The sequence below is a fragment of the Methylobacterium jeotgali genome (genome assembly GCF_022179345.1).
Classification (GTDB): Bacteria; Pseudomonadota; Alphaproteobacteria; order Rhizobiales; family Beijerinckiaceae; genus Methylobacterium; species Methylobacterium jeotgali.
In genome coordinates this window covers 47,383-70,306 of record NZ_BPQR01000049.1, presented here as the reverse complement: position 1 = coordinate 70,306, position 22,924 = coordinate 47,383, and the positions used below count along the sequence as shown (strand labels likewise).

General features: G+C 72.1%; 22 protein-coding genes, 1 other RNA gene and 1 pseudogene. 12 read left to right on the top strand and 12 right to left on the bottom strand.

Features of this window, described 5'->3' with window-relative positions; all coding sequences use genetic code 11:
• Nucleotides 1-225 precede the first annotated feature (225 nt).
• Entirely contained in the window at nucleotides 226-723 is a 498-nt protein-coding gene (locus tag MFF04_RS15040; protein ID WP_238276951.1) for a hypothetical protein, read from the top strand.
• Between the two features lie 48 nt (nucleotides 724-771).
• Here MFF04_RS15040 and MFF04_RS15035 read toward each other — a convergent pair whose 3' ends face one another.
• The 4 genes from MFF04_RS15035 to MFF04_RS15020 form a co-directional block, all read right to left on the bottom strand.
• On the bottom strand, nucleotides 772-1,095 hold the full coding sequence (locus MFF04_RS15035) for a YbaB/EbfC family nucleoid-associated protein (RefSeq protein ID WP_238276950.1): 324 nt from the start codon (nucleotides 1,093-1,095) through the stop codon (nucleotides 772-774).
• Between the two features lie 115 nt (nucleotides 1,096-1,210).
• A complete protein-coding gene (locus MFF04_RS15030) occupies nucleotides 1,211-3,040 on the bottom strand; it encodes a DNA polymerase III subunit gamma/tau (RefSeq protein ID WP_238276959.1) in 1,830 nt (609 codons plus the stop codon).
• A gap of 54 nt (nucleotides 3,041-3,094) precedes the next feature.
• Nucleotides 3,095-3,191: signal recognition particle sRNA small type (ffs, locus tag MFF04_RS15025), an RNA gene on the bottom strand.
• 58 nt (nucleotides 3,192-3,249) lie between these two features.
• On the bottom strand, nucleotides 3,250-3,510 hold the full coding sequence (locus tag MFF04_RS15020; protein ID WP_238276949.1) for a PepSY domain-containing protein: 261 nt from the start codon (nucleotides 3,508-3,510) through the stop codon (nucleotides 3,250-3,252).
• A 118-nt stretch (nucleotides 3,511-3,628) separates the two neighbouring features.
• On the opposite strand from MFF04_RS15020, the gene MFF04_RS15015 reads away from it, so the two are divergent.
• The gene (locus MFF04_RS15015; RefSeq protein ID WP_238276947.1) at nucleotides 3,629-5,170 is read left to right on the top strand and encodes a YifB family Mg chelatase-like AAA ATPase; all 1,542 of its coding nucleotides are present in this window, start codon (nucleotides 3,629-3,631) and stop codon (nucleotides 5,168-5,170) included.
• A 4-nt stretch (nucleotides 5,171-5,174) separates the two neighbouring features.
• Here MFF04_RS15015 and MFF04_RS15010 read toward each other — a convergent pair whose 3' ends face one another.
• A complete protein-coding gene (locus MFF04_RS15010; protein ID WP_238276945.1) occupies nucleotides 5,175-6,413 on the bottom strand; it encodes a DUF2325 domain-containing protein in 1,239 nt (412 codons plus the stop codon).
• 369 nt (nucleotides 6,414-6,782) lie between these two features.
• On the opposite strand from MFF04_RS15010, the gene MFF04_RS15005 reads away from it, so the two are divergent.
• Nucleotides 6,783-8,249 (top strand): sensor histidine kinase, encoded by a 1,467-nt coding sequence (locus MFF04_RS15005; protein ID WP_238276943.1) that lies wholly within the window; start codon nucleotides 6,783-6,785, stop codon nucleotides 8,247-8,249.
• 21 nt (nucleotides 8,250-8,270) lie between these two features.
• Here the strand turns inward: MFF04_RS15005 and MFF04_RS15000 are convergent, their stop codons facing one another.
• From MFF04_RS15000 to MFF04_RS14985, 4 genes are all read right to left on the bottom strand, one after another.
• The gene (locus tag MFF04_RS15000) at nucleotides 8,271-8,705 is read right to left on the bottom strand and encodes a hypothetical protein (RefSeq protein ID WP_238276942.1); all 435 of its coding nucleotides are present in this window, start codon (nucleotides 8,703-8,705) and stop codon (nucleotides 8,271-8,273) included.
• A gap of 107 nt (nucleotides 8,706-8,812) precedes the next feature.
• Nucleotides 8,813-9,187 carry a hypothetical protein gene (locus MFF04_RS14995; RefSeq protein WP_238276940.1) on the bottom strand — a complete coding sequence of 125 codons (375 nt, stop codon included), beginning with the start codon at nucleotides 9,185-9,187 and terminating at the stop codon, nucleotides 8,813-8,815.
• Between the two features lie 144 nt (nucleotides 9,188-9,331).
• Nucleotides 9,332-11,203, bottom strand: coding sequence for a methylmalonyl-CoA mutase subunit beta (locus MFF04_RS14990; protein WP_238276938.1), 1,872 nt, complete (start codon nucleotides 11,201-11,203; stop codon nucleotides 9,332-9,334).
• 101 nt (nucleotides 11,204-11,304) lie between these two features.
• On the bottom strand, nucleotides 11,305-12,108 hold the full coding sequence (locus MFF04_RS14985; protein WP_238276957.1) for an undecaprenyl-diphosphate phosphatase: 804 nt from the start codon (nucleotides 12,106-12,108) through the stop codon (nucleotides 11,305-11,307).
• A gap of 236 nt (nucleotides 12,109-12,344) precedes the next feature.
• On the opposite strand from MFF04_RS14985, the gene MFF04_RS14980 reads away from it, so the two are divergent.
• The 3 genes from MFF04_RS14980 to MFF04_RS14970 are packed head-to-tail and all read left to right on the top strand — an operon-like array spanning nucleotide 12,345 to nucleotide 15,057.
• Nucleotides 12,345-13,037, top strand: coding sequence for a glutathione S-transferase family protein (locus MFF04_RS14980; protein ID WP_238276936.1), 693 nt, complete (start codon nucleotides 12,345-12,347; stop codon nucleotides 13,035-13,037).
• Nucleotides 13,034-14,197: a tRNA epoxyqueuosine(34) reductase QueG gene (gene queG, locus MFF04_RS14975; protein WP_283206377.1), complete on the top strand. Its 1,164-nt coding sequence runs from the start codon at nucleotides 13,034-13,036 to the stop codon at nucleotides 14,195-14,197. Before MFF04_RS14980 ends, queG begins: the two co-directional genes overlap by 4 nt.
• The gene (locus MFF04_RS14970) at nucleotides 14,194-15,057 is read left to right on the top strand and encodes an SDR family oxidoreductase (RefSeq protein ID WP_238276934.1); all 864 of its coding nucleotides are present in this window, start codon (nucleotides 14,194-14,196) and stop codon (nucleotides 15,055-15,057) included. Before queG ends, MFF04_RS14970 begins: the two co-directional genes overlap by 4 nt.
• On the opposite strand, the gene MFF04_RS14965 is transcribed toward MFF04_RS14970, so the two are convergent.
• The 3 genes from MFF04_RS14965 to MFF04_RS14955 all read right to left on the bottom strand — a co-directional run bounded on the left by MFF04_RS14965 (nucleotide 15,058) and on the right by MFF04_RS14955 (nucleotide 17,961).
• On the bottom strand, nucleotides 15,058-16,209 hold the full coding sequence (locus tag MFF04_RS14965) for an acyltransferase family protein (RefSeq protein ID WP_238276933.1): 1,152 nt from the start codon (nucleotides 16,207-16,209) through the stop codon (nucleotides 15,058-15,060).
• Nucleotides 16,210-16,385: 176 nt separating this feature from the next.
• A complete protein-coding gene (gene olsB / locus MFF04_RS14960) occupies nucleotides 16,386-17,405 on the bottom strand; it encodes a l-ornithine N(alpha)-acyltransferase (protein ID WP_238276931.1) in 1,020 nt (339 codons plus the stop codon).
• A gap of 169 nt (nucleotides 17,406-17,574) precedes the next feature.
• On the bottom strand, nucleotides 17,575-17,961 hold the full coding sequence (locus tag MFF04_RS14955) for a DUF2267 domain-containing protein (RefSeq protein WP_238276929.1): 387 nt from the start codon (nucleotides 17,959-17,961) through the stop codon (nucleotides 17,575-17,577).
• Between the two features lie 131 nt (nucleotides 17,962-18,092).
• Here MFF04_RS14955 and MFF04_RS14950 point away from each other — a divergent pair, with 131 nt between their 5' ends.
• The 6 genes and pseudogenes from MFF04_RS14950 (at nucleotide 18,093) to obgE (ending at nucleotide 22,919) form a co-directional block, all read left to right on the top strand.
• On the top strand, nucleotides 18,093-19,631 hold the full coding sequence (locus MFF04_RS14950; RefSeq protein WP_238276928.1) for a helicase HerA-like domain-containing protein: 1,539 nt from the start codon (nucleotides 18,093-18,095) through the stop codon (nucleotides 19,629-19,631).
• A gap of 183 nt (nucleotides 19,632-19,814) precedes the next feature.
• Nucleotides 19,815-20,123 (top strand): annotated as a pseudogene (gene rplU, locus MFF04_RS14945) (50S ribosomal protein L21); the annotation flags it as partial.
• A gap of 116 nt (nucleotides 20,124-20,239) precedes the next feature.
• Nucleotides 20,240-20,506, top strand: coding sequence for a 50S ribosomal protein L27 (rpmA, locus tag MFF04_RS14940; RefSeq protein WP_238276927.1), 267 nt, complete (start codon nucleotides 20,240-20,242; stop codon nucleotides 20,504-20,506).
• A gap of 184 nt (nucleotides 20,507-20,690) precedes the next feature.
• A complete protein-coding gene (locus MFF04_RS14935) occupies nucleotides 20,691-21,314 on the top strand; it encodes a GNAT family N-acetyltransferase (RefSeq protein ID WP_238276926.1) in 624 nt (207 codons plus the stop codon).
• 9 nt (nucleotides 21,315-21,323) lie between these two features.
• Nucleotides 21,324-21,809, top strand: a complete 486-nt coding sequence (locus MFF04_RS14930) for a hypothetical protein (RefSeq protein WP_238276925.1) — start codon at nucleotides 21,324-21,326, stop codon at nucleotides 21,807-21,809.
• A 75-nt stretch (nucleotides 21,810-21,884) separates the two neighbouring features.
• Nucleotides 21,885-22,919, top strand: a complete 1,035-nt coding sequence (gene obgE / locus MFF04_RS14925) for a GTPase ObgE (protein ID WP_238276924.1) — start codon at nucleotides 21,885-21,887, stop codon at nucleotides 22,917-22,919.
• The last annotated feature ends 5 nt before the right edge of the window (nucleotides 22,920-22,924 follow it).

Genomic DNA, 22,924 nt, shown 5'->3' with positions numbered 1-22,924 from the left:
CCGAGCCGGGCGATCGCCGCCTGAGACGGATTTCGTGGACCACGGCCTCGGCGCTCCGATCCGTTCGGAGAGCTGAGGCGTAAACGGTCGAACCGCCCCACCCATCCCACCCGACCGTCTCCCCGGTGCGCGACTGCACCGGGAGGGCCCGAGACGCTCGATGCGAGGCAACCTCCCGTTTCGGACGATGTTTTCAAGACATCGTCCCGAGCAACAGGAGAATGCATGTCCGTATCGCGGCGCCGCGAGCAACGTCTGCTGGATACCAACGAGGTTGAGCTGGTGAACCGGTCGCGTCGGCCGGATCTCGGCAAGGAAGGGCATTCCGAGCTGTCGGAACTGCTCCGGCTGCTCCGCGAGCGGCGCGACCGGGCCCGTGACGTCTCCCGCCGGCAGCGCCGCGAGGTCCGCGGCAAGGCGGCGCCCTCCGGCGCCCGTCCCGCCGCGGACAACACCGGCACCCGCGAGAAGGCGGCGGTGCTCGCCGCGGCGGTGAAGCGCGTCAGCAAGGAGCAGGAGCGGCGCCGCAAGACGACCGCCACGAGCGCACGGCGGGCGCTCGCCATGAGGCGGGAAGCAGGCGATCCTGCCGCCGGCCGCCCGGCGACCCGCTCCGCCGGCGAGGGCATGCGCTCGATCCCGGACGAGACGCGGGCGCCCTCCGGCGCGCTCAACGAGGAAGGCCGGGAGATCGCGATGCGCCGCGGCGGCGGTCCGCGGTAGTGCCTCGCCGGGAGCCGATCGTCTCGGATCGGCTCCCGGCCGACGGGCTCAGAACGGCAGCTTCATGCCGGGGGGCAGAGGCAGGCCCTTGGTCAGCTCGGCCATGCGCTCCTGGGCGGCGGCCTCCGCCTTGCCACGGGCGTCGTTGACGGCGGCGACGATGAGGTCCTCGAGAATCTCCCGCTCCTCCGGCACCAGCAGGGACGGATCGACGGAGACGCTCCTCACGAGCCCCTTCGCCGTCATGGTCACGCCGACGGCGCCGCCGCCGGAGGCGCCGGAGACCTCGACGGTCTCGAGTTCGGTCTGCAGGCTCGCCATGCGCTCCTGCATGGCCTGGGCCTGCTTCATGATGCCCATCAGGTCGCGCATCGGGGTCTTGCCTCCTGGAGGAAACTCGCGAGGCCGATCTAGGCTGGCCGCTCGCTCGGCGCCACTGCCCGGCGGTCACGGCCGTGCCCTTCGGCACGCACGGCCGGAGTGCCGGTCAGTCGTCGGGCTGCTCTTCGGCCGGCGGCTCGGCGAGGGCACCCGGTGCCTCCTCGGTCTCGGCCGGCTCGGCGGCCTTGTCGCGCACGTCGACGATCTGCGCGCCGGGGAAGCGGGCCAGGACCTCGCGCACCAGAGGATGGCTCGCGGCGTTCTCCCGCCTTCCCTCCGCCGCGACCTGCGCGGCGCCGGCAAGCGTCGGCGCGCCCTCCTCCTTCGAGACCGTGATCACCCAGCGCCGGCCCGTCCAGGCATGCAGCGCGGTCGTGAGATCGTTGGGCAGGCTCTCCCGGCCGCCCTCGGCCAGCCGGAACTCGATGCGGCCGTCCTCGAAGCGCACGAGATGCACGTCCCGGCGGAGCGCCGACACGAGGCCGATCTCACGCTTCTCCTCCGCAAGGGCCACCACGTCCTCGAAGCGGGCGAGGCGGGGGCCGGTCTCCACCTCCGCCCGCGGAGTCATAGTGCGAGCCGGCGCCGGCATCGGCCGTTCCACCGGCACGGCGGCGAGAGCCGGTCCCGAGCGGGCCAAGGAAGCCGATGTGACTGGAGCGGGAGAGGGCGCCCGCTCGACCGCGGGTGCGGCCGGGGCCGAAAGCGCCTCGCCCTTCAGCTTCCGCAGGACCTCGTCCGGGGTGGGAAGGTCGGCCGCGTAGGCGAGGCGCACCAGCGCCATCTCCGCCGCCGCCAGCGGCCGGGGCGCGGCGGCGACTTCGGGGATCGCCTTGAGCAGAATTTGCCAGGCGCGAGACAGCGCCCGCACCGAGAGCTTTTGCGCAAAGTCGGCGCCCCGGCGGCGCTCGACCTCGGTCAGCGCCGTGTCGGCGCTCGCAGCCTCGGGCACCAGCTTCAGGCGGGTGACGAGGTGACCGAAGGCGGCGAGGTCCGAGAGCACCACGGCCGGGTCGGCGCCGGCCTCGTACTGGCTGCGCAATTCGGCGAAGGCGGCTGGCACATCGCCGCGCATCGCCGCCTCGAACAGATCGACGATCCGCGCCCGGTCGGCGAGGCCGAGCATGTCGCGCACGCCCTCGGCCGTGACCGCGCCGGCCCCGTGGGCGATGGCCTGATCGAGCAGTGAGAGCGCGTCGCGCACCGACCCTTCCGCCGCGCGCACGATGAAGGCGAGCGCCTCCGCCTCGACGGTGACGCTCTCGGCCCGGCAGATCTTCTCGAGATGCGCGGTCAGCGTGTCCGCCTCGACCCGCCGCAGGTCGAAGCGCTGGCAGCGGGAGAGGATCGTGACCGGGACCTTGCGGATCTCCGTCGTCGCGAACACGAACTTGGCGTGGGAGGGCGGCTCCTCGAGCGTCTTCAGGAAGGCGTTGAAGGCCTTCTCCGAGAGCATGTGGACCTCGTCCACGATGTAGACCTTGTAGCGGGCCGAGACCGGCGCGTAGCGGATGCCGTCGATGATCGCCCGCACGTCCTCGATGCCGGTATGCGAGGCGGCGTCCATCTCCAGCACGTCGAGATGGCGCGATTCCATGATCGCCTGGCAGTGGATGCCGAGCTCCGGCATCTCGATGGTCGGGCCGATGTCGGGCTGCCCGGCGAGCGCGTAGTTGAGGCCACGGGCGAGGATGCGGGCGGTCGTCGTCTTGCCGACGCCGCGCACGCCCGTGAGCATCCAGGCTTGCGGAATGCGGTTGGCGGAAAAGGCGTTGCCCAGCGTGCGCACCATGGCGCCCTGGCCGATCAGGTCGGCGAAGGTCTGCGGGCGATACTTGCGGGCGAGCACCCGGTAGGGCGAGGCCGCGGCCGGCGGGCTCGCGGGAAAGCCCGGAAGTCCCGGCTCGTCGTCGGGCGTGCCGGCTGTCGGGTCCATGCCGTCGCGGGGCTGTGAGGAGGGAGCGTCGATGTCGGGCAAGGCCGGGCATCGGGTGGGAGGCTGGACAAAGACCCGCTCGGTCTCGTTAGGGCTGCTTCCTTCCGGACCTGACCCGGTTGGCGAGTGAAACGTCCCTCGCCAACCTCCCGACGCCTATATGGCCGCGCCCCGTCCCGATGGCAAGGCGATCCCGCCGGCGCGCGCGCCTACTCGGCCTTGCGCTTGATGATGGCGAGCGTCTGCTGGTCGAGGTGGAGATCGAACTGCTTGCCGCTGGCGTCGATGGCGTCGTCGACCTCGATATGGCCGTCGTCGAGCTCGATCGTCTTCCACTTGGTGAAGCCCTCCTCCTTCAGCTTCGCCTCGACCTTCGCCTGCTGGTCGGGCGGCAGCTTCTCGTCCGCCCGGGCCGCGCCCGCGAGGCCGACGGCGAGCCCGAGGGCGAGAGCGGTGGTCGTGAAGCGCATGGCGGTCTCCTTTGGTTGTTGGCGGGCGATGAACGGAGGGCGCGGCGGCCGGTTCCGCGATTGTGCGGGCGGCGGGCGCCGCCTAGGCTGAGCCCGTGCGTCCGAGGTCTTCGCCTTCATGGTCATCCGCGTCGCCACCGTCGCCTTCGAGGGCATCGAGGCGCGGGCCGTCGACGTGCAGGTGCAGATCATCCCCGGCTCCGTCCACTTCAATGTGGTCGGCCTCCCCGACAAGGCGGTGGCGGAGTCCCGCGAGCGGGTGCGGGGGGCGCTGATCGCCTCGGGGCTGGCGCTGCCGGCCAAGCGCATCACCGTCAACCTCGCGCCGGCCGACCTGCCGAAGGAGGGTTCGCACTACGACCTGCCGATCGCGCTCGGCGTCATGGCGGCCATCGGCGCCCTGCCGGCGGACGCGCTCGCCGGATACTGCGTGCTCGGCGAGCTCGCCCTCGACGGCGCCATCACCGCGGTCAACGGCGTGCTGCCCGCCGCCATGGCCGCGAACGCCCGCGGCCTCGGGCTGATCTGCCCGGCCGCGACCGGACCGGAGGCGGCCTGGGCGGCTTCCGACCTCGACGTGCTGGCGCCGCGCTCGCTCATCCAGCTCGCCAACCACTTCAAGGGTAGCCAGGTGATGGCCCGGCCGCAGGCGGCGATCGCCTCTTCCGGTCCCGACATGCCGGACCTCTCCGACATCAAGGGACAGGAGGGCGCCAAGCGGGCGCTGGAGATCGCCGCGGCCGGCGGCCATAATCTCCTGATGAACGGGCCGCCCGGCGCCGGCAAGTCGATGCTCGCCGCGCGGCTCCCATCGATCCTGCCGCCGCTGGGGCCGCGCGAGCTTCTCGACGTCTCGATGATCCAGTCGGTCGCCGGCATCCTGAAGGAGGGCCGCCTCTCGAACCGGCGGCCCTTCCGCCAGCCGCACCACTCCGCCTCCATGGCCGCGCTGGTCGGTGGCGGGCTCAACGCCCGGCCCGGCGAGGTCTCGCTGGCCCATGGCGGCGTGCTGTTCCTCGACGAGCTGCCGGAGTTCAATCCGCAGACCCTCGACAGCCTGCGCCAGCCCATGGAAACCGGCGAGGTGATGATTGCGCGGGCGAACCACCGGGTCAGCTACCCGGCGCGCTTCCAGCTCGTCGCCGCCATGAACCCCTGCCGCTGCGGGCAGGCCCTGGAGCCGGGCTACGCCTGCCGCCGGGGGCCGAACGAGCGCTGCGTCGCCCAGTACGGCGCCCGCATCTCCGGCCCGCTCCTCGACCGCATCGACCTGCGCATCGAGGTGCCGGCGGTGACCGCCGCCGACCTCATCCTCCCACCGCCGGAGGAGGGCTCTCGCGAGGTCGCCGCCCGCGTGGCGCAGGCTCGCGCCCGGCAGACGGAGCGCTACGCGGGGAAGGGGCTCGCGGCCTCCGTCACCAACGCGACCTGCCCGGCGCCGGTGATCGAGGAGGCGGCGGCACCGGATGCCGAGGGCACCGCCCTGATCCGCAGCGCGGCGGAGACCATGCGGCTCTCGGCGCGGGGCTTCCACCGGACGCTCCGGGTCGCCAGGACGCTCGCCGACCTCGACGGAGAGGCGCGGGTGCGCCGCTCTCACCTCGCCGAGGCGCTCTCCTATCGCGGCCGGACGGAGCGCGCCGTCGCGGAGGGCGTGTAGGCGCTCACGCCGGGGCGCGGACGCCCTCGGAGAGCGCGTGGAGGAAGCTCGCGAGGCTGGCGCTGCGCAGCGCCTTGAAGGGGACGGCCCGTGCCTCGCAGTGGCGCTTCACCAGGCCCGTCGCCTCGTGGCTGACGCAGTCGACGGGAAACAGCACGAGATCGCTCTGCCCGACGAGACCGGCGAGCAGCGGCATCGCGTCCTCGATGCCGCCATCGTGGCTGAGCAGCCGGCCGCCAAGCTCCTCTGTCAGGCCGCGCAGCTTGGCGACGTGCCGGGGCCGGCCGCCGACATAGAGCAGGGTGCGGCCGGCGAGCGCGTCGCGGTCCGGAGCCGATGCGGCGGCCTCGTCCTCCGGCTCCGCGAGGAACGTTTCCAGGCCCGCAATCTCGGTTTCCAGGGCGCGGCGGCGGTCGGTCTCGGTGGCAAGCGCGGCGGAGAGGCGGGCGCTCGCCGCGCTCGACACCGCGAGCTTCTCCTCCAAGGCCTCGGCGTGAGCCTGCTCTCGGGCGAGACGGGCCCGGAGGCTGCGGATCGTCTCGGCCTCGGCGGGGAGCGGCTCGGCCGTCACGATCGCCGCCACGGACCGCTCGCGCTCGGCGCTGCGCTCGCGGGCGCTCAGCCCGTCGCGCTCCTCGCTGAGGGTGCGGATGCGCTCGCCCTGCGCGGCGATGGTCTCGTGGGCCTGCGCCAGATTCTCTTCGAGCTGGCGCAGGCGGCGGATGTCGGCCCGGTTCGACTGCCCGACGAGGTGCGAGAGCATGTGCACCTCGCCGAAGATGTCCTGGACCAGCGCCCAGTCCGTCGCCGGATGCGTCATCGCCGCCCAGTAGGCGCCGGGAATCGCGCCCCGCTCCAGGGATTCGCGCCAGAGCGCCCGCACCTCCGCCGCGGTGGTCGCCTGCTCGAAGCGCCGGATCTCCGCCCGGTGGCAGCGGTCGAGGGCCTTCTGCAAGAGCTTGCCACCACCATCCTTGCGGCCGGCAACGTGGACGACCTGCCCATGGAGATGGTGCTCGCTCATCCCGCGCGCGTTCGGGACCCCGAGCTTGGCGAGCAGGGAACGGGCCTCGGCCGTGGTCAGGCAGGTGCCCACGATCGAGCAGTGCAGGGTCTCGGCCAGCTCCCAGATGCGGTCGCGCTGGTTCCCGGCCGGCTCGACCGGCTTCGCGAAGGCCGGTTGCCCCCGGCCCGCCGCGAGCGCCCGCAGGGCAGGCCCCTCGAAATACGCGCTCTGCGTCACGTTCGCCCCGCCATCGCTATATCCAACGAGATATAGCCAACTTGGCCGAAGGCGCCCCCTTTGGCTAGAGGCGACATGGGGGCTTCGTCGCCTCGACGGGCCGGCGGTGCAGGGCTGCGCGCCGGATGAGCCGCACCCACGTGAACCGCCCGCCATGTGAACCGCCCACCACGTGAACTCTGGGCGCCGATCTCGATTGTCTTCGCTGGAGGCGGGCTGCGCGCCTCTCGCGGGCAGCCCGCGGGATCGAGATCGACGATTGCAGGCCCCGCCCCCGACCACCGCATCGAACCGGACCGCCGGACCACCCGCTCGCCCCGCTCTTAGGGGCCGGCGCCGCCGTTCTCATCGCGAAGCCGGGGCCGCGGAATGAGCCCCGGCCACGCCAGCGAGCCCGTCCGGCCGCTCATGCCGACGCATCTGGAGCGATTCGACTGGAGCGCGACGCCCCTCGGGCCCCGTGAGGCCTGGTCGCCCGCGCTGAGGACGACCCACGACCTCATGATGGCGACGCGCTTTCCCATGTGCGCCACCTGGGGACCTGCGCGAACGCTCCTCTACAACGAGGCCTACGCGCCGTTTCTCGGTACGCGCCATCCGGCCGCGCTCGGCCGGCCGATCGACGAGGTCTGGTTCGAGATCTGGGACGACATCCGCCCGCTGATCGAGCAGGCCATGGCCGGACAGCCGGTGCATCAGACCGACATGCACCTCGTCATGACCCGCAACGGCCGTCCGGAGGACACCTACTGGACCTTCTCCTACAGCCCGCTGCGCGACGGGGACGCCGTGGTCGGCTTCCTCAACGTGGCGATGGAGACGACCGAGGCCGTCGAGATGCGCCGCCACATGGCCAAGGAGAGCGCGCGCCTCCAGGACAGCGAGAGCCGCCTCCTCGCCCTCGTCACGGCGGGGGCCTACTCCCTCTACCGGATGAGCCCCGACTGGCAGGAGATGCGCCATCTCGACGGGCAGGGCGTCCTCAGGGACACGTTGAGCCCGAGCGTGCGCTGGCTGGACGTCTACATCGATGAGGCCGACCGGGCGACGGTCCTCGCCGCCGTCGCGGAGGCGATCGCCCGCGAGGACACGTTCGAGCTCGAGCATCGCGTGCGCCTGGCGGAAGGCGGCTTCGGCTGGGTGCTGTCCCGCGCCGTACCCATCCGCGACGGGGATGGGCGCGTCGTCGAGTGGTTCGGTGCCGCCACCGACATCACTGCCCGCCGCGCGGCCGAAGCGCGCCAGGACATGCTCAACCACGAGCTGAGCCACCGGCTCAAGAACTCCCTGGCGATCGTGCAGTCCATCGCGACGCAGACCCTGCGCAACGCCTCGGACCTCGCCAGCGCCCATCAGTCGCTGATGAGCCGTCTCGTCGCCCTCGGCCGGGCGCACGACGTGCTGCTGTCGGGCCAGACGAACAGCGCGCATCTGCGCGGCATCGCGGCCGGGGCCCTCGAGCTTCACGACGACGCGCAGGCACGCATCCGGGTCTCCGGACCGGATGTGGCCGTGGGACCGGTGCCGGCGCTCTACTTCACGCTGATGCTGCACGAGCTGGCCACCAACGCGGCCAAGTACGGCGCTCTGTCGGTGCCGGCGGGCTCCGTGGACGTGGTCTGGACGATCGACAGCCCGTCGCAGACGTTCCGGATGACCTGGACGGAGATGGATGGTCCGCCCGTGGCGCCCCCGACCCGCAAGGGGTTCGGGTCGCGGCTGATCGAGCGGGGTCTCGCCGGGACGGTCGACGGCGAGGTCGTATTCCGCTTCGAGCCGGGCGGCGTCGTCTGCTCGCTTACCGCGCCCCTGTCGGGCCTCGTGAAGGAAACCTGACCCGGCTCCGCGCCGGCTCGATCAGTTCGCCGGCTCTTCGGCGGACGTCTCGATCTTCTCCACGGGGGGCTCGGCGCTCGCCACGGCCTTGCGCTCCAGGAGCGGCTGGAGACGCTGGGCGAGCTCGTGGTCGAGATGACGCGCGTAGCCCGCCTTGAAGTAGCGGTTGCCGCTGCCCTGGCCGAAGAGCCGGTCGTGCGCCTGCACCATGGCGTCGACCTCGGGACGGCAGAGGAAGCCGATGACCCCGGCCGCCTGATACCACTCGCCCGCCCGGGCGTGGCGCATGGCGCCGGGGTTGGCCATCACCGTCTCCGCGAAGCAGTCGGTCGCGGCGCTGCGGAGGGGCGCCATCACGGCCTCCGCCTGTGCCTGGCTCGGCCGGGGGGCCGGCCGGGCCTCGGCGGTCAAGGGAAACGCGCAGAGAGCGACGAGACCGAGCAGCGATGCCTTCATCGGGGAGGTGCCTCGAACGGGTCCTAACCAGCCCGAGGCTTCTCGCCCGCGATTGCGTCGGGTTGAGGGCGATCCCGTGTCGGGCTCCGGGCCCGAGGCTCTCCGGCTCAGCCGCGGCGCTCGGCGTTCCAGTTGCCGCTGCAGCCGCCGGTGGCCTTCCAGGTTCCGGTGCCCATGCCGCTGCGGTCGAGGCGGCCGGTGACGTTGGCGCTGTCGGAGCCCCGCGAGATCGTGGCGCGCACCGCGCCATTTCCGGCAACGCGGCCGCTGATGTTGAAGTCGGCGCCGGGGTAGCGCGCCTCGCCCTTCTCGATCTTCACGCCGTAGCGGTAGGCCCGGTCGCAGGGACCCGAGGTGGTGATGACCTCGATGCTCCAGGTCCCGTCATAGGCGTCGCTCACGGCGACGGGCTTCCGGGCCGCCTCGGCGGCTCCGACGCCGGCGGCGAGGAGGAGGGCAGCGAGCGAGAGCGTGGACTTCATCGTGCGGAGGTTCCCTTCGGCATGGTTCGGCCGACGCCGGGGCGTCGGCTTGACTGTGCCGGAAACAGGCCGAGGCGCGGTTCGGTTGCGCACCCGGCGCGATCGGGACGGACGGAGACGCGCCGCGGGACGCGACCCCCCGGATCAGGCGGGCGTCGCCCGGCGCAGCGCGTCTTTGAGGAAGGCGAGGAGATCGCCGCCGGCGTGGAGGAAGCCTGTGACCCCGGCCGCGCGCAGGTCGTCGGCGAGCGCCGCCGGCCGGCCCGCGAGGTAGACCGTGCCGGCACCGGCCTCCGCCAGGGCCTTGGCGGTCTCCACGGCCTGCGTCTCGTAGAGCGCGTCCGAGGAGCAGATGCAGGCGAGGTCCGCGCCCGACTCCTTGAAGGCCGCCGCGGCCGCGGCCGGGTCGGCGAAGCCGTCGTTGCCGAGCGCCTCGATGCCGCCGGCCGCGAAGGCGTTGGCGGCGAAGGTCGCCCGCGCGTTGAAGGCGGGGATCGGCCCGAGATTGGCCAGGAAGACCTGCGGCCGCCGCCCGGTCCGGGCGAGCCAGGCGTCGGAGGCGTCGCGCAGGGCCTCGAAGGGCTCGGCCAGGCGCCCGGCGGGCAGGGCGTCGCAGGCGACCGCGGTGCCGGACCCGAAGCCGGGCGCGGCCTCGCCTGCGACGGGCGCCACGTCGAGCACCGTCACCGGCTTCTCGGCGAGGAAGGGGAACTCGGTGGCGCCGGTCAGCGCCTCGCGGCGGGTCGCGACGGCCTTGGCGCGGGCCTCGCGGAGCGCTCCGATCCGGCCCTGAAGCTTGCCGAGGCTGAGACTCGACACGATGCCGCCCTCGCGCTCGATCTCCTGGAAGGCGGCCCAGCCGGCCTCCGCCAGGGACTCGGTCAGCGCCTCGAAGCCGCCGGCACCTGCGGCGGGGTCGACGACCCGGAACAGGTTCGACTCCTCGAGGAGCACGATCTGGCTGTTGCGGGCGACGCGCCGGGCGAAGGCGTCCGGCAAGCCCAGCGGCTGCGTGTAGGGCTGGGCCAGCACGCTGTCGGCGCCACCGATCCCGGCCCCGAACGTCGCCATGGTGGCGCGCAGGATGTTCACGAACGGGTCGCGGCGGGTGGTGTTGCGCCAGGCGGTCTCGGCGTTGAGCCGCACGGGCTTCGGCTCCAGCCCGCAGGTGGCCTCGACACGCGCCCAGAGGCGGCGCAGCGCCCGGAACTTGGCGATGGTCAGGAACTCGTCGGCGTCGGCCACGAGGAGCAGGCTGATCGCGTCCCGCGCCCGGCCGAGATCGTGCCCGGCGGCCTCCAGGGCGCGCAGGTAGGCGACGCCGGTGGCGAGAACGGCGCCGAGCTCCAGCGCCTCGCCGGCGCCCGCCTCGTGATAGGGGCGACCGTCGGCGATCAGGGCGCGGCCGGCGAAGCCCTCGCCGTCGAGTTCCGTGAGCAGGGCGCCGAGGCGCGGCGCCAGCTCCGGCCAGGAGGCGCCGAGGCGGCCCGTTGCGGCGAGGAGCCCGATCGGGTCGATGCCGAGATCGAGGTCGAGAGCCGCGAGCGTGTCGCCCCGGCGCTTGGCGAGCGCCCGCAGGAGCGCCACCGCCTCCGGCGCTGCGCCGCCGGCGTCGAGCCGCAGGGCGATGAGGGGCAGCATCACGCCGTCGAGGGCCGCGTCCAGGTCCTCGACGCTCTTCGCGGCGAGGCCGTAGCCGCGGGCGGCGGGCGCCCCGGCGAAGACGAGGCTGAGCGCGTCGGCGCCGCCTTCGAGGTCGGCGAGCGCCAGGGCGGCGGCCTGGGCCGGATCCGGATGGTCGACCCGCTGCGCGACCCGCCAGGGCCCGCCCGCCCGCGTCGGCTGCGGCGCCGGTTCGGCGGCCTTGTCGTAGAGCGGCTCGATCCGCAGGCCCTCGCTCGTGCGGGAGACGAGGCGCTTCTCGAAGTCGGCGCCCTTGAGGACGCCCTCGACGAGGGCGAGCCAGCGCTCGCGGCCGGGCTGCTCGAACAGGTCGGCGAGCGGTCTGTCTTCCATCACGGTCGGCTCAAGGACATCCGGCGCCGCGCGGGGGCGGCTCGCCCGATGCCGTGGCACGCCCCGCCGAGCGTGGCAATCCGCCTATGGAACTGGATATCTCATCCAAGGATGATCAGGCCGGCGAAGCCCAGCGAGCCGACGATGATCCGCCACCAGGCGAACAGCCAGAAGCCGTGGCGGGAGACGTAGTCGAGCACCGTGCGCACCACGAACAGCGCCGAGAAAAACGCCACCACGAAGCCGATGGCGATGAGGCCGAAGTCGCTGGAGGTGAGGTTCTTGTAGTTGTCGAGGAGGTCCTTGGCGAAGGCGCCGGCCATGGTCGGGATCGCGAGGTAGAACGAGAACTCGGTGGCCGAGCGCTTGTCGGCGCCCATCAGCATCGCGCCGACGATGGTGGCGCCGGAGCGCGAGACGCCGGGGATCATGGCGATGCATTGGAAGAGGCCGATCTTCAGGTCCATCGGCAGGGTGAAGTCGTAGACGTCGGTCTTCTTCACCTCGAGCTCGGTCTCGTCGAGGACGAGGAGCACGAGGCCGCCGGCTACCAGCGTCGCACAGACGATCCACGGGTTGAACAGGTACGCCTTGATCAGCTTCGAGAAGAGGCCGCCGACGATCGCCGCCGGCAGGAAGGCGATGAGGATGCCGAACACGAAGCGCCGCGCCTTCGGGTCCCGGGGGGCCGCCAGCGCCACGCCGAGGAGGCGCCGGAAGTAGACGGCGAGGATCGCCAGGATCGCGCCGAGCTGGATCAGCACCTCGAAGGTGTTGTTGGGCGAGTGGAACCCGATGAAGTGCCCGACGAGGAGCTGGTGGCCCGTCGAGGAGACGGGGATGAACTCCGTCGCCCCTTCGACAAGGGCAAGCAGGACCGCCTTAGCGATGCCCATCGCATCCATCATCGCGCCGCTTCCTCGCTTCGTTCGGTGTCGGGGACGGCCGGTCGTCCGGCGCGCGGGATCTCGATGACCCTTCGCCGGTCATGGTTGACGGGCCGTTACCGGGTTTGCGCGCCGCGTGTTAATGAGGCGGCAACGATCGGGCAATAACGGTTCATCCTCGGCCCGTTCGCGAAATCCGGGGTCTTTTCGCGCCCGTCCACCCGCCGCTCCCCGTCCGTCCGACCAGGGCCTCGATGGCGACGCTCTTCCACTTTCCCTTCTGCGCCAACTCGCGCTTCATCCGTCTCGTGCTCGCCGAGATGGGCATGGAGCCCGAGCTGATCGAGGAACGTCCCTGGGACCGGCGGGACGAGTTCCTGATCCTGAACCCCGCCGGGACGACCCCGGTGCTCGTGGAGCAGGGCGGGCTCGTGGTGCCCGGCGCCGGGCTCATCGCCGAGTATCTCGACGAGACGCGGGGGCTCGGTCTCTCCGGCCGCCGCCTCCTGCCGGAGGCGACGGCCGACCGCGTCGAGGTGCGGCGCCTGCTCGACTGGTTCCTGGTGAAGTTCGAGAGCGAGGTGACGGGCTACCTCGTCACCGAGAAGATCTCGAAGCGCTTCATGACGAGCGCCGAGGGCGGCGGCCCGCCGGACATGAACGCGATCCGCGCGGCGCGGATCAACGTGGGCTACCATCTCAAGTACATTGGCTACCTGATCGCCCGGCGCCGCTGGATCGCGGGCGACCATCTGACCTATGCCGACCTCGCCGCGGCCGCCCATCTGAGCTGCGTCGACTATCTCGGTGACGTGCCGTGGGACGAGGACGAGATCGCGAGGGACTGGTACGCGCGGGTGAAGTCGCGCCCGTCCTTCCGCGCGCTCCTCGCGGACCGGGTGCCGGGCATGGCGCCGGCCGACCACTACGCGAATCTCGACTTCTGAGCCGCCCCGCCGCCTTCGAGGGCGCTGCGCTCCGGCAGGCCGTCGAGACGCGTGCCAAGAAACTCGGCTTCGATCTGATCCGTGTCGCACGCCCCGATTCGGTGCCCGGCCTCCCGGATCGCCTCTCGGCGTGGCTCGAGGCCGGCGACCATGGCGGCATGGTCTGGATGGAGGAGCGGGCGGACCAGAGAAGCAGCCCCGTCAACCTCTGGCCGGAGGTGCGCAGCGTCCTTGTGCTTGGCATGAACTACGGGCCCGAAGAGGACCCGCTCGCCGTCCTCGCGATGCGTGACCGCGCCGCCATAGCGGCCTACGCGCAGCGGCGCGACTATCACGAGGTTTTGAAGGGCAAGCTCAAGGAGCTCGGCGGCTACCTCTCCGCCAAGGGCGCCTGCCGGGTGAAGGTGTTCGTGGACACAGCCCCGGTCATGGAGAAGCCGCTCGCCCAGGCCGCCGGCCTCGGCTGGCAGGGCAAGCACACGGTGCTGGTCTCGCGCAGCCACGGCAACTGGCTGCTGCTCGGGGCGATCTACACCTCGGCGGATCTCGCGCCCGACGCGGCCGAGGGCGACCATTGCGGCTCCTGCCGCCGCTGCCTCGACGCCTGCCCGACGAACGCCTTCCCGGCACCCTACCGCCTCGATGCCCGCCGCTGCATCGCCTACCTGACCATCGAGCACGAGGGGCCGATCCCCGAGGAGTTCCGGGAGGCGATCGGCAACCGCGTGTTCGGCTGCGACGATTGCCTCGCCGTCTGCCCCTGGAACCGCTTCGCGAAGACGGCGAGCGAGGCGCGGCTCGCCGCGCACGGACACCTCGCGGCCCCGAAGCTCGCTGAACTCGCCCGGCTCGACGAGGCCGCCTTCCGGACGGCCTTCGCTGGCACGCCGGTGAAGCGAACGGGCCGCGACCGCTTCCTCCGCAACGTGCTCATCGCCGTCGGCAACTCGGGACGCCCGGAACTCGCCGGGGAGGCGGTGCGGGCGCTCTCGGACGATTCGCCGCTGGTGCGGGGCATGGCGGTCTGGGCCTGCGGGCGCCTGCTGCCGTCCTCCGAGATCGCCGCGCTCCGGGCGCGTCACGGGGCAGCGGAGGCCGACCCGCATGTGCTAGCGGAGTGGAGCGCGGCGCTGGCGCCGCCGGAGAAGCGATCCGCATGAACCTGTTCGTCTTCGGCCTCGGCTTCAGCGGCCGCGCCTTCGCGGAGCGCGTGCGCGGACGCTTCGGGACGATCCGCGCGACCGTCACCGAGACGGCCCGGGCCGAGGCCATCGAGGCCGAGACCGGGTTCGCCATGCGCGCCTTCGGTCCGGAGGCGGACGATCCGCGCATCGCGGAAGACCTTGCCGACAGCGACGCGCTCCTCGTCGCGGCGCCGCCGGGGCCGGGGGGCGACACCGTGCTCGCCCGCTATGCCGACGCCGTTGCCGGCAGCCGCATCGCCTGGATCGGCTACCTCTCGACCATCGGCGTCTACGGCGACCACGGCGGCGCCTGGATCGACGAGACGACGCCGGCCACCCCGAAGAGTGCCCGCTCGAAGGAGCGCCTCGCCGTCGAGGAGGCGTGGCTCTCGCTCGGCGCCCGCTCCGGCAAGGCTGTGCAGATGTTCCGGCTGTCGGGCATCTACGGGCCGGGGCGCAGCCCGATCACCAAGCTGCGCGAGGGCCGCTCCCAGCGCATCGTCAAGCAGGGGCAGGTCTTCAACCGCATCCACGTCGCGGACATCGCGGCGACGCTCGAAGCCTCTCTCGACCGGCCTCGGCCGGGGGCGGTCTACAACGTCACCGACGACGAGCCGGCACCGCCCCAGACCGTGATCGAGCACGCCGCCCGGCTCACCGGCCTGCCGCTGCCGCCGGAGGTCGATTTCGAGACGGCCGACCTGAGCCCGATGGCGCGCAGCTTCTACGGCGAGAACAAGCGCGTGCGGAACCGCCTGATCCGGGAGGAGCTGGGCGTGAGCCTCGCCTACCCGACCTACCGCGAGGGGCTGGCGATTCTGGCCGGAGAGGCCTGATCAGGCGTTCGCGGCGGGCTGCAGCGGCGCCTTCTCCCGCGGCGACAGGCCCGAGGCCGAGAGCGCCCGGAACAGGGCCCTGCGGAACAGGCGCGGGCGCTCCACGAGGAGCGCGGCGGCCCAGGAGAAGACTTCCGCGACGGCAAGCGCCACGAGCAGCGTCGCGGTGTCCCCGGCCACGCCCGGCATCAGGCTGAGATGGGCGCGCAGGGAGAAGACCAGCGTCATCACCGGCACGTGGATGACGTAGAGCGTGTAGGAGAAGCCAGCTGCCGGCGCCGCCCCGGCGAAGGCGCGGGAGCCCAAACCCTCTCCGGTGGCGAGCCGCAGCAGCAGCAGCGCCAGCGGCAGGCCGAGCGCCGCCTGATAGGCGAGGAAGCCGCGCCCCTCGCTCATGGCGTCGATGAAGCCGGGATCGCCGACGAAGGCGACGGGCGCCAGCATCGCGGCGACGACGAGCGGCGGCAGCCAGGGGGCCGAGGCCAGCGCCCGCAGCCGCTGGTTGCCGCCCCAATAGGCCGCCGCCGCGCCCGCCGCGAACAGGCAGAGGGATTGCAGGTAGAAGAAGCGGCCCGCCGTCACGCTCACCAGCGCCAGCACCGCGATGCCGCCGAGCACCCGCCAGAGCGGCCGCCCGACGAGGGCAAGCGTCGCGAAGGCGGCCACCGCGTAGAGGTAGACCTCCTGGCGCAGCGACCACAGCGCCCGGTCGACGACGAAGGTGGCGTCGCCCGGTGCGAAGGTCAGCGTCAGCCCCCGCAGGAAGGCGACGAGGTCGAGCCGGTAGGGCTCGCCGGTCTTGGTCAGCAGGCTCAGTCCGTTCTGCCCGAGCCAGCCGACGGCGAAGGTGACGAGGATGGCGAGCGCCAGCGGCGGCCAGATCCGCGCGAGGCGATGCACGGCGTAGGGCAGGCCGAAGCGCGTGCCCTCGCTCGCCACGAGCCGCTGGAGGCTGGTGGCGATGACGAAGCCGGAGAGCGAGAAGAACACCATCACCGAGAGGCGGCCGAACCACTCCGCGGCGGCCGCGCCGGGGCTGTGGACGGGGAAGTAGGCCATGGCGAGCCCGTGGGTGACGATCACGACCTGCGCGGCGAGCGCGCGGACGCCGTCGAGGGCCTCGTACCGATAGCCGCTCCGATCGCCGCTCATGGCGCGTCTCCCCGAACTTGCGGGGCCGCGCGGACGGTCGCGGACCTGCGGGCGACGACCTGCCCGCCGATTGGGGCGGCAGCGCGACGCATCCTCCCGCTTAAGGCGTTGGGGGCATTGCGATCAATGCCGCGCGCCATAAGGCGCGCCGGCGTGTCGCCGGAGTCACGGGGGGATCAGGCCGCGCGGCGGTTCGCGGCGGGTCCGAAATGCCCGAGGTAGCGCGCGGCGATGGCCTCGACCGGCAGGACCACGAACACGTCCGTCGTGCCGAACTGGTGGTCGACCACGGCGCCGTCTCCGAAGGTCGCGCCGACCCGCAGGTAGCCCTTGAGGAGCGGCGGCAGCGCCTGGAGCGCGGCCTTCGGGTCGATCGCCTCCGGCGCCAGCCGGTCCATGGCCACGAAGCGCTCCGGCAGGGCGCGGGCCCGCCAGGACTCGGCCGCGCGGGCGTGGTGGTGGAGGAAGCTGAGGGGCAGGGCCAGCCGGTCGGGGTCGGTGCCCTCGAGGCTCGCGCAGCCGATCAGCGCGTCGATGCGGTGGTGGAGCACGTAGGCGTAGATGCCGGCCCAGAGCAGCTCGACGGTGCGCTTGGTGCGGTAGGGCTTGAGCACGCAGGAGCGGCCGAGCTCCAGGAAGCGCTTGCCCGGATTCGCCGCGAGCACCGGCCCGATCTCGTACTCGCCGGCGCTGTAGAAGCCGAAATGGCGCTCGGCCACGTCCTGCCGCAGCAGGCGATAGGTGCCGACGACCTTCGGCCGAGGCTTGCGGAAGGGCTTCGCCTCCGTTGCCGCGTGGTCGATGACGAGCAGGTGGTCGCAGACCGCGTCGTACTCGTCGACGTCCCGGCGCGAGAGCATGCCGAGCCCCGACGAGATCGCCGACATCTCCTCGTAGAACACCTGGAAGCGCAGGCGCTGCGCCCGGCGCACCTCGGAGCGGCGGGTGGCGAGACGCACCTCGAGATTGCCGATGCGACCGAGGCTCGGGGCGAGGCCGGGACTGCCCAACGGCTCGCGCAGCCGGTCGCGGAAGCGGATGGCGGTGGCGCCGGGCGGCACTAGGCTGCGGCCAGCGAGACCCGGAATACCGACCTCGGCGCCCTTGCGCTTCAGCTTGGCGATCGGCGCGTTGACGCCGCGCTCCCAGCCGCTGAGCCAGGCGGCGGACGCGCCGCGGGCGAAATTGGCGACCATCTCGTCCCGTCCCCGCACGGGTAAGCCGGCAGGCTCCCCAGGAACCCGGCTCCGCGCAGCGTGACAACACCACGGGGCGGGCACGCTTTTATGACAGGGGGATGCGTTGCCCGGCAATCACTTGGCCGGGCAACGAAACGCTTCGGCGTGTATGGTGCCGGCTAAATGGTCAGACGAACTGGCTGAGGCCGGGCACGGAACCGACGATCGGGCCCATCACGTCCTCGCCGGCCTTCTCGCGCCCGTAGGCGAACAATTCTTGCCCGAGCGGCTGCATCTGGCCCATCGGAACGCCGGCCGACATCAGCTTCTGGCCGAGCGCCATGACGCCACCGCCCATCATGCCGCCGAGCATGCCCATGAGGCCGCCCCCGCCCTCGCCGGCGTTCGACTCGGCGATCAGCGATTCGGAGCCCGGCATGGCGGCGAGAAGCTGGCTGACCTCGGTCGCCGGGCCCTCCTTCTGGAGGAAGGCGAGGATGTGGCCGATGGCCGTCTGCGCCGTTCCCGCGTCGAGCCCGGTGCGGTTGGTGACGCGGGCGATCAGTTCTTCCATCGGTGGCGCTCCTGGCCTGAAACGATGCCTGTCCATCGGGCCTCGGAGCGGCGAAATCAAGCGCGCCGCCGGCTGGCAAAGCGGCGCGGGGGCGGCCATAACCGGTGCCGGTTCGCAGCGGAGGCGGCGCGATGTCGGGCGACGGAATCCTGGTCGGGAAGGGCGCGGGTTCGGGCGGCAAGGCCGAGACCCTGCTCCTGAGGCTCGCGAACCGGCACGGCCTGGTGGCGGGCGCCACCGGCACCGGCAAGACCGTGACCCTCCAGGTGATGGCGGAGGGCTTCTCCAACGCGGGCGTCCCGGTCTTCGCCGCCGACATCAAGGGCGACCTCTCCGGGCTCGCGGCGGCGGGGGAATCGAAGCCGGTCTTCGTGAAGCGCGCCGAGGAGCTTGGGCTGACCTACGAGCCCGACCGCTTCCCGGTCGTGTTCTGGGACCTGTTCGGCGAGCAGGGCCACCCGATCCGCTGCACGGTGACGGAGATGGGGCCGCTGCTGCTCGCCCGCCTCCTCGAACTCAACGACACCCAGGAGGGCGTGCTCAACATCGCCTTCCGGCTCGCCGACGAGAACCAGTGGCCGCTCATCGATCTCAAGGACCTGCGGGCGCTGCTGACCTTCTGCGCGGAGAACCTCAAGGAGGTCTCGGGGAAGTACGGCAACGTCTCGGGCGCCAGCGTCGGCGCCATCCAGCGCCAGCTCCTGATGCTGGAGAACCAGGGCGCGGACCGGTTCTTCGGGGAGCCGGCGCTGAACCTCGACGACTTCATGCGCACGGACCGCGAGGGGCGGGGCATCGTCAACATCCTCGCCGCCGACAAGCTCATGCAGAAGCCGCGGCTCTACGCCTCGTTCCTGCTCTGGATGCTCTCCGAGCTGTTCGAGCACCTCCCCGAAGTGGGCGATCTCGAAAAGCCGAAGCTGGTGTTCTTCTTCGACGAGGCGCATCTGCTCTTCGACGACGCGCCGAAGGCGCTGCTCGACGCGGTCGAGCAGGTGGTGCGCCTGATCCGCTCGAAGGGCGTCGGCGTCTACTTCGTCACCCAGAACCCCCTCGACGTGCCGGAGACCGTGCTCGGCCAGCTCGGCAACCGGGTGCAGCATGCGCTGCGCGCCTTCACCCCCCGCGACCAGCGGGCGGTGAGGGCCGCCGCCGAGACCTTCCGCCAGAACCCCGGCTTCGACGTCGCCAAGGCCATCACCGAGCTCGGCGTCGGCGAGGCGCTGGTGAGCTTCCTGGAGCCCAAGGGCACGCCCTCGGTGGTGGAACGCGCCCTGATCGCGCCGCCGACCGCCCGCGTCGGGCCGCTGACCCCGGCCGAGCGGGCCGAGCTGATCGCGAAGAGCCCGCTCCGGGGCAAGTACGACGAGGCCGTCGACAACGAGAGCGCCTACGAGATCCTAGCCAAGCGCAAGGGCCTCGATACCGCGCCGGCCGAGGCCGCGCAGCAGAGCGAGGGCGGCCTCGGCGGGCTCCTCGGCAATCTCGGCGGGATGCTAGGCGGCGTGCTCGGCACCGGCGCGCCGCCGGCCAAGGGCGGACGGCGCCCGCCCAAGAGCCTTGCCGAGCAGGTCGTGTCGAGCGCGGCCCGCTCCATGGCCCGCTCGGTCGGCACCCAGGTCGGCAACGCCATCCTGCGCAACGTCCTCGGCGGGCTGATGAAGCGGTGAGGGCGTCCTGCCGTTGACAAATCTGCGTTTCGCAGACTATCCACCCGGCTTCGCGCGGGCTCTCCGAGTCCTGCGCGCTTCGCGTTCGCGCCGCTCTCAAGCCGGCCGGATGACATCAAACAAGAAGCCGGTCCAGGGGCGGGCAACCGTTCCGGAGGCCGTTCGAGAACACGAGAGAGAACGATGTTCGCAGTCATCAAGACCGGCGGCAAGCAGTACCGCGTCGCCGCCAACGACACCATCACGATTGCCACCCTCGAGGGCGAGGCCGGCTCGGCCGTGACCTTCGGGGACGTCCTGCTCTTCACGGACGGCGACGCCACCCAGGTCGGCGCCCCGCTCCTGTCGGGCATCACCGTCACCGGCGAGATCGTCGGCCACGGCCGCGACAAGAAGGTCATCGCCTTCAAGAAGCGCCGCCGGCAGAACTCCCGCCGCAAGCGCGGCCACCGCCAGCACCACACCGTGGTGCGCATCACCGAGATCAGCGCGGGCGGCAAGTCGTCCAAGGCTTCCGAGCGCAAGGCGAAGGCTCCCAAGGCCGAGCCTGCCGCCGCCGAGGCCTGAGGCCGCCACCCCGACGCATCTGAGAATTCTGGAGAGATTCGATGGCACACAAGAAGGCAGGCGGCTCGTCCCGCAACGGCCGCGACTCCGAAGGCCGGCGCCTCGGCGTCAAGAAGTTCGGCTCGGAGGCCGTGATTCCGGGCAACATCATCGTGCGTCAGCGCGGCACCAAATGGCACCCCGGCGCCAATGTCGGCATGGGCAAGGACCACACGCTCTTCGCCCTCGTCGAGGGGCGCGTGTCCTTCGGCCAGCGTCGCGGCCGCGCCTTCGTGGCTGTGGTACCGACGCAGGAAGCAGCGGAGTAACGGCGGGCGCCTGACAGGCGAAGCGAGCGTCCCGCCGGTGTCCCATCGACACCCGGCGAACGACGCCCGACACGCCCGAAAGGCGAGCGATCGGACGGATGCCGGGGGAGGATGGGACGCCATCCTCCCCTTCGTCGTCTCCGGTGCCTCGCAGGGCGAGGCCACCAGGAACGGAGCGGTGTCCATGTTCCCCGATCTAACCCGTGACGACGTCTTCCGGATCGAGACCGCCCGGCTCTGGCTGCGCTGGCCCTGCGCCCGCGATGCCGAGGCCATCGCGACGCTCGCTGGCGACCCGGCCGTGGCCGGCATGACCGCGGCGATCCCGCTGCCCCTCGACCGGGGGACGGTCGACGCGTTCGTGATCCGCAACCGCCGGGAGAATGCCGAGGGCCGGGCACTCGTCCTGGCGCTCAGCCTGCGCGAGGCGCCGCAGGGCCTCGTCGGGCTCGTGGCGATCGCGCCCGATGCCGAGGCCGCCGGGCCGCATCTCGGTTACTGGCTCGGGCGCCCCCATTGGGGACGCGGGCTGATGCGCGAGGCGGCCGGCGCCATGGTCGAGGCCTACTTCGCCTATGCGCGAGGCGCGGTGCTCACCTCCGCCGCGCTCGTCGAGAACCCCGCCTCGCGGCGCGTGCTGGAGGGCTGCGGCTTCACCTGGCAGTGGCGCGGCGAGCGTCCGTTCCCGGCCCGTGGCGGTCCGAGGCTCTGCGACCTGTTCCGTCAGGACCGGGCCGCCTGGCTCGCGCGGCGCCATGGTGCCGGTTGCGGCGCCGACGTCTTCGACGGCATCGTGCGGGCGGCCTGAGAGGGAGCGATGAACGGAAGGCGCCTGACGATCCCGATCCTCGTCGCGGCCGGCATATCGCTCGCCGCGGCGGCCGTGCTCGGCTGGCCGCCCGGGGAGGGCGGTGCGCCGGCGCCCGCCGCGCGGAGCACGCCTGCGCCCGCGACGGCGGCGGCGCGGAGCCCGAGCCTCTACTGCGAGTTCTATAACGTCACTGGCCGGACCCCGAAGGTGGGCTTCTCCTTCGCCGTGGAGCACGAGGATGCGGGGGCCGCCTACGCCCAGATCTTCCGCCGGGAGATGAGTGGCGAGCAGACGGATCTCGAAGGCGCGGACCGGCCGCTCTGGGCCTTCGACGAATCGGACGATCCGGCGACCCTGCACTCGCCGGACGGCGCCATCCAGATCAACCTCTATGGCGACCGCCCGAAGCCGGGCTCGCACTGGTTCGAGGCGGGCCTGCGCAGCGTCCAGTATCTCAACCGCGAAGGAAAATGCCGGCGCAGCGCCGCCTGATCCTTCGATTGAACAGTCCTTTCCCGCGCCGGGCCGGCAGAGGCTCCGGCGCGCAGTGTCCGAGCGAGACGTCCCGTGAAGTTCCTCGACGAAGCCAAGGTCTACATCCGCTCCGGTGACGGCGGCGCGGGCTGCGTCTCGTTCCGGCGGGAGAAGTTCATCGAGTTCGGCGGCCCGAACGGCGGCGACGGGGGGCGCGGCGGCGACGTCTGGGCCGAGTGCGTCGAGGGGCTCAACACCCTCATCGACTACCGCTACCAGCAGCATTTCAAGGCCCGCAAGGGCGAGCACGGCATGGGCTCCAACTGCCACGGCGCCAAGGGCGCGGACGTGGTGCTGAAGGTGCCCGCCGGCACCGAGATCCTGGCCGAGGACGGAGAGACGCTGGTCGCCGACATGACCGAGATCGGCCAGCGGGTGCGCCTCGCCAAGGGCGGCAACGGCGGCTTCGGCAACGCCTACTTCACCACCTCGACGAACCGCGCGCCGAAACACGCCAACCCCGGCCTCGAAGGCCAGGAGATGTGGCTGTGGCTGCGCCTGAAGCTCATCGCCGATGCCGGGCTCGTCGGCTTGCCGAACGCCGGCAAGTCGACCTTCCTCGCCACCGTGACGGCGGCGAAGCCCAAGATCGCCGACTATCCGTTCACGACCCTGCACCCCGGCCTCGGCGTGGTGCGCTCCGATTCCCGCGAGTTCGTGCTCGCCGACATTCCCGGCCTGATCGAGGGGGCGCACGAGGGCGTCGGCCTGGGTGACAAGTTCCTCGCCCATGTCGAGCGCTGCCGGGTGCTGCTGCATCTCGTGGAGGGCACGAGCGAGCATGCCGGCAAGGCCTACAAGCTCGTGCGTGGGGAAATCGAGGCCTACGGCAACGGTCTGGCGGACAAGCCGGAGATCGTCGCGCTCTCGAAGGCCGACGCGCTCGATGCCGACACCCTGAAGACGCAGGTCGCCCGCCTGAAGCGCGCCGCCGGGCGCACGCCCCTGGTGCTCTCCTCCGCCTCCGGCCGCGGCGTGCCGGAGGCGCTGCGCGCGATCCTGGCCGAGATCGAGCAGGGGCGGGTCGAGGAGGCCGAGCAGGCGCCGGCCCCGGCCTGGCAGCCCTAGCGGCC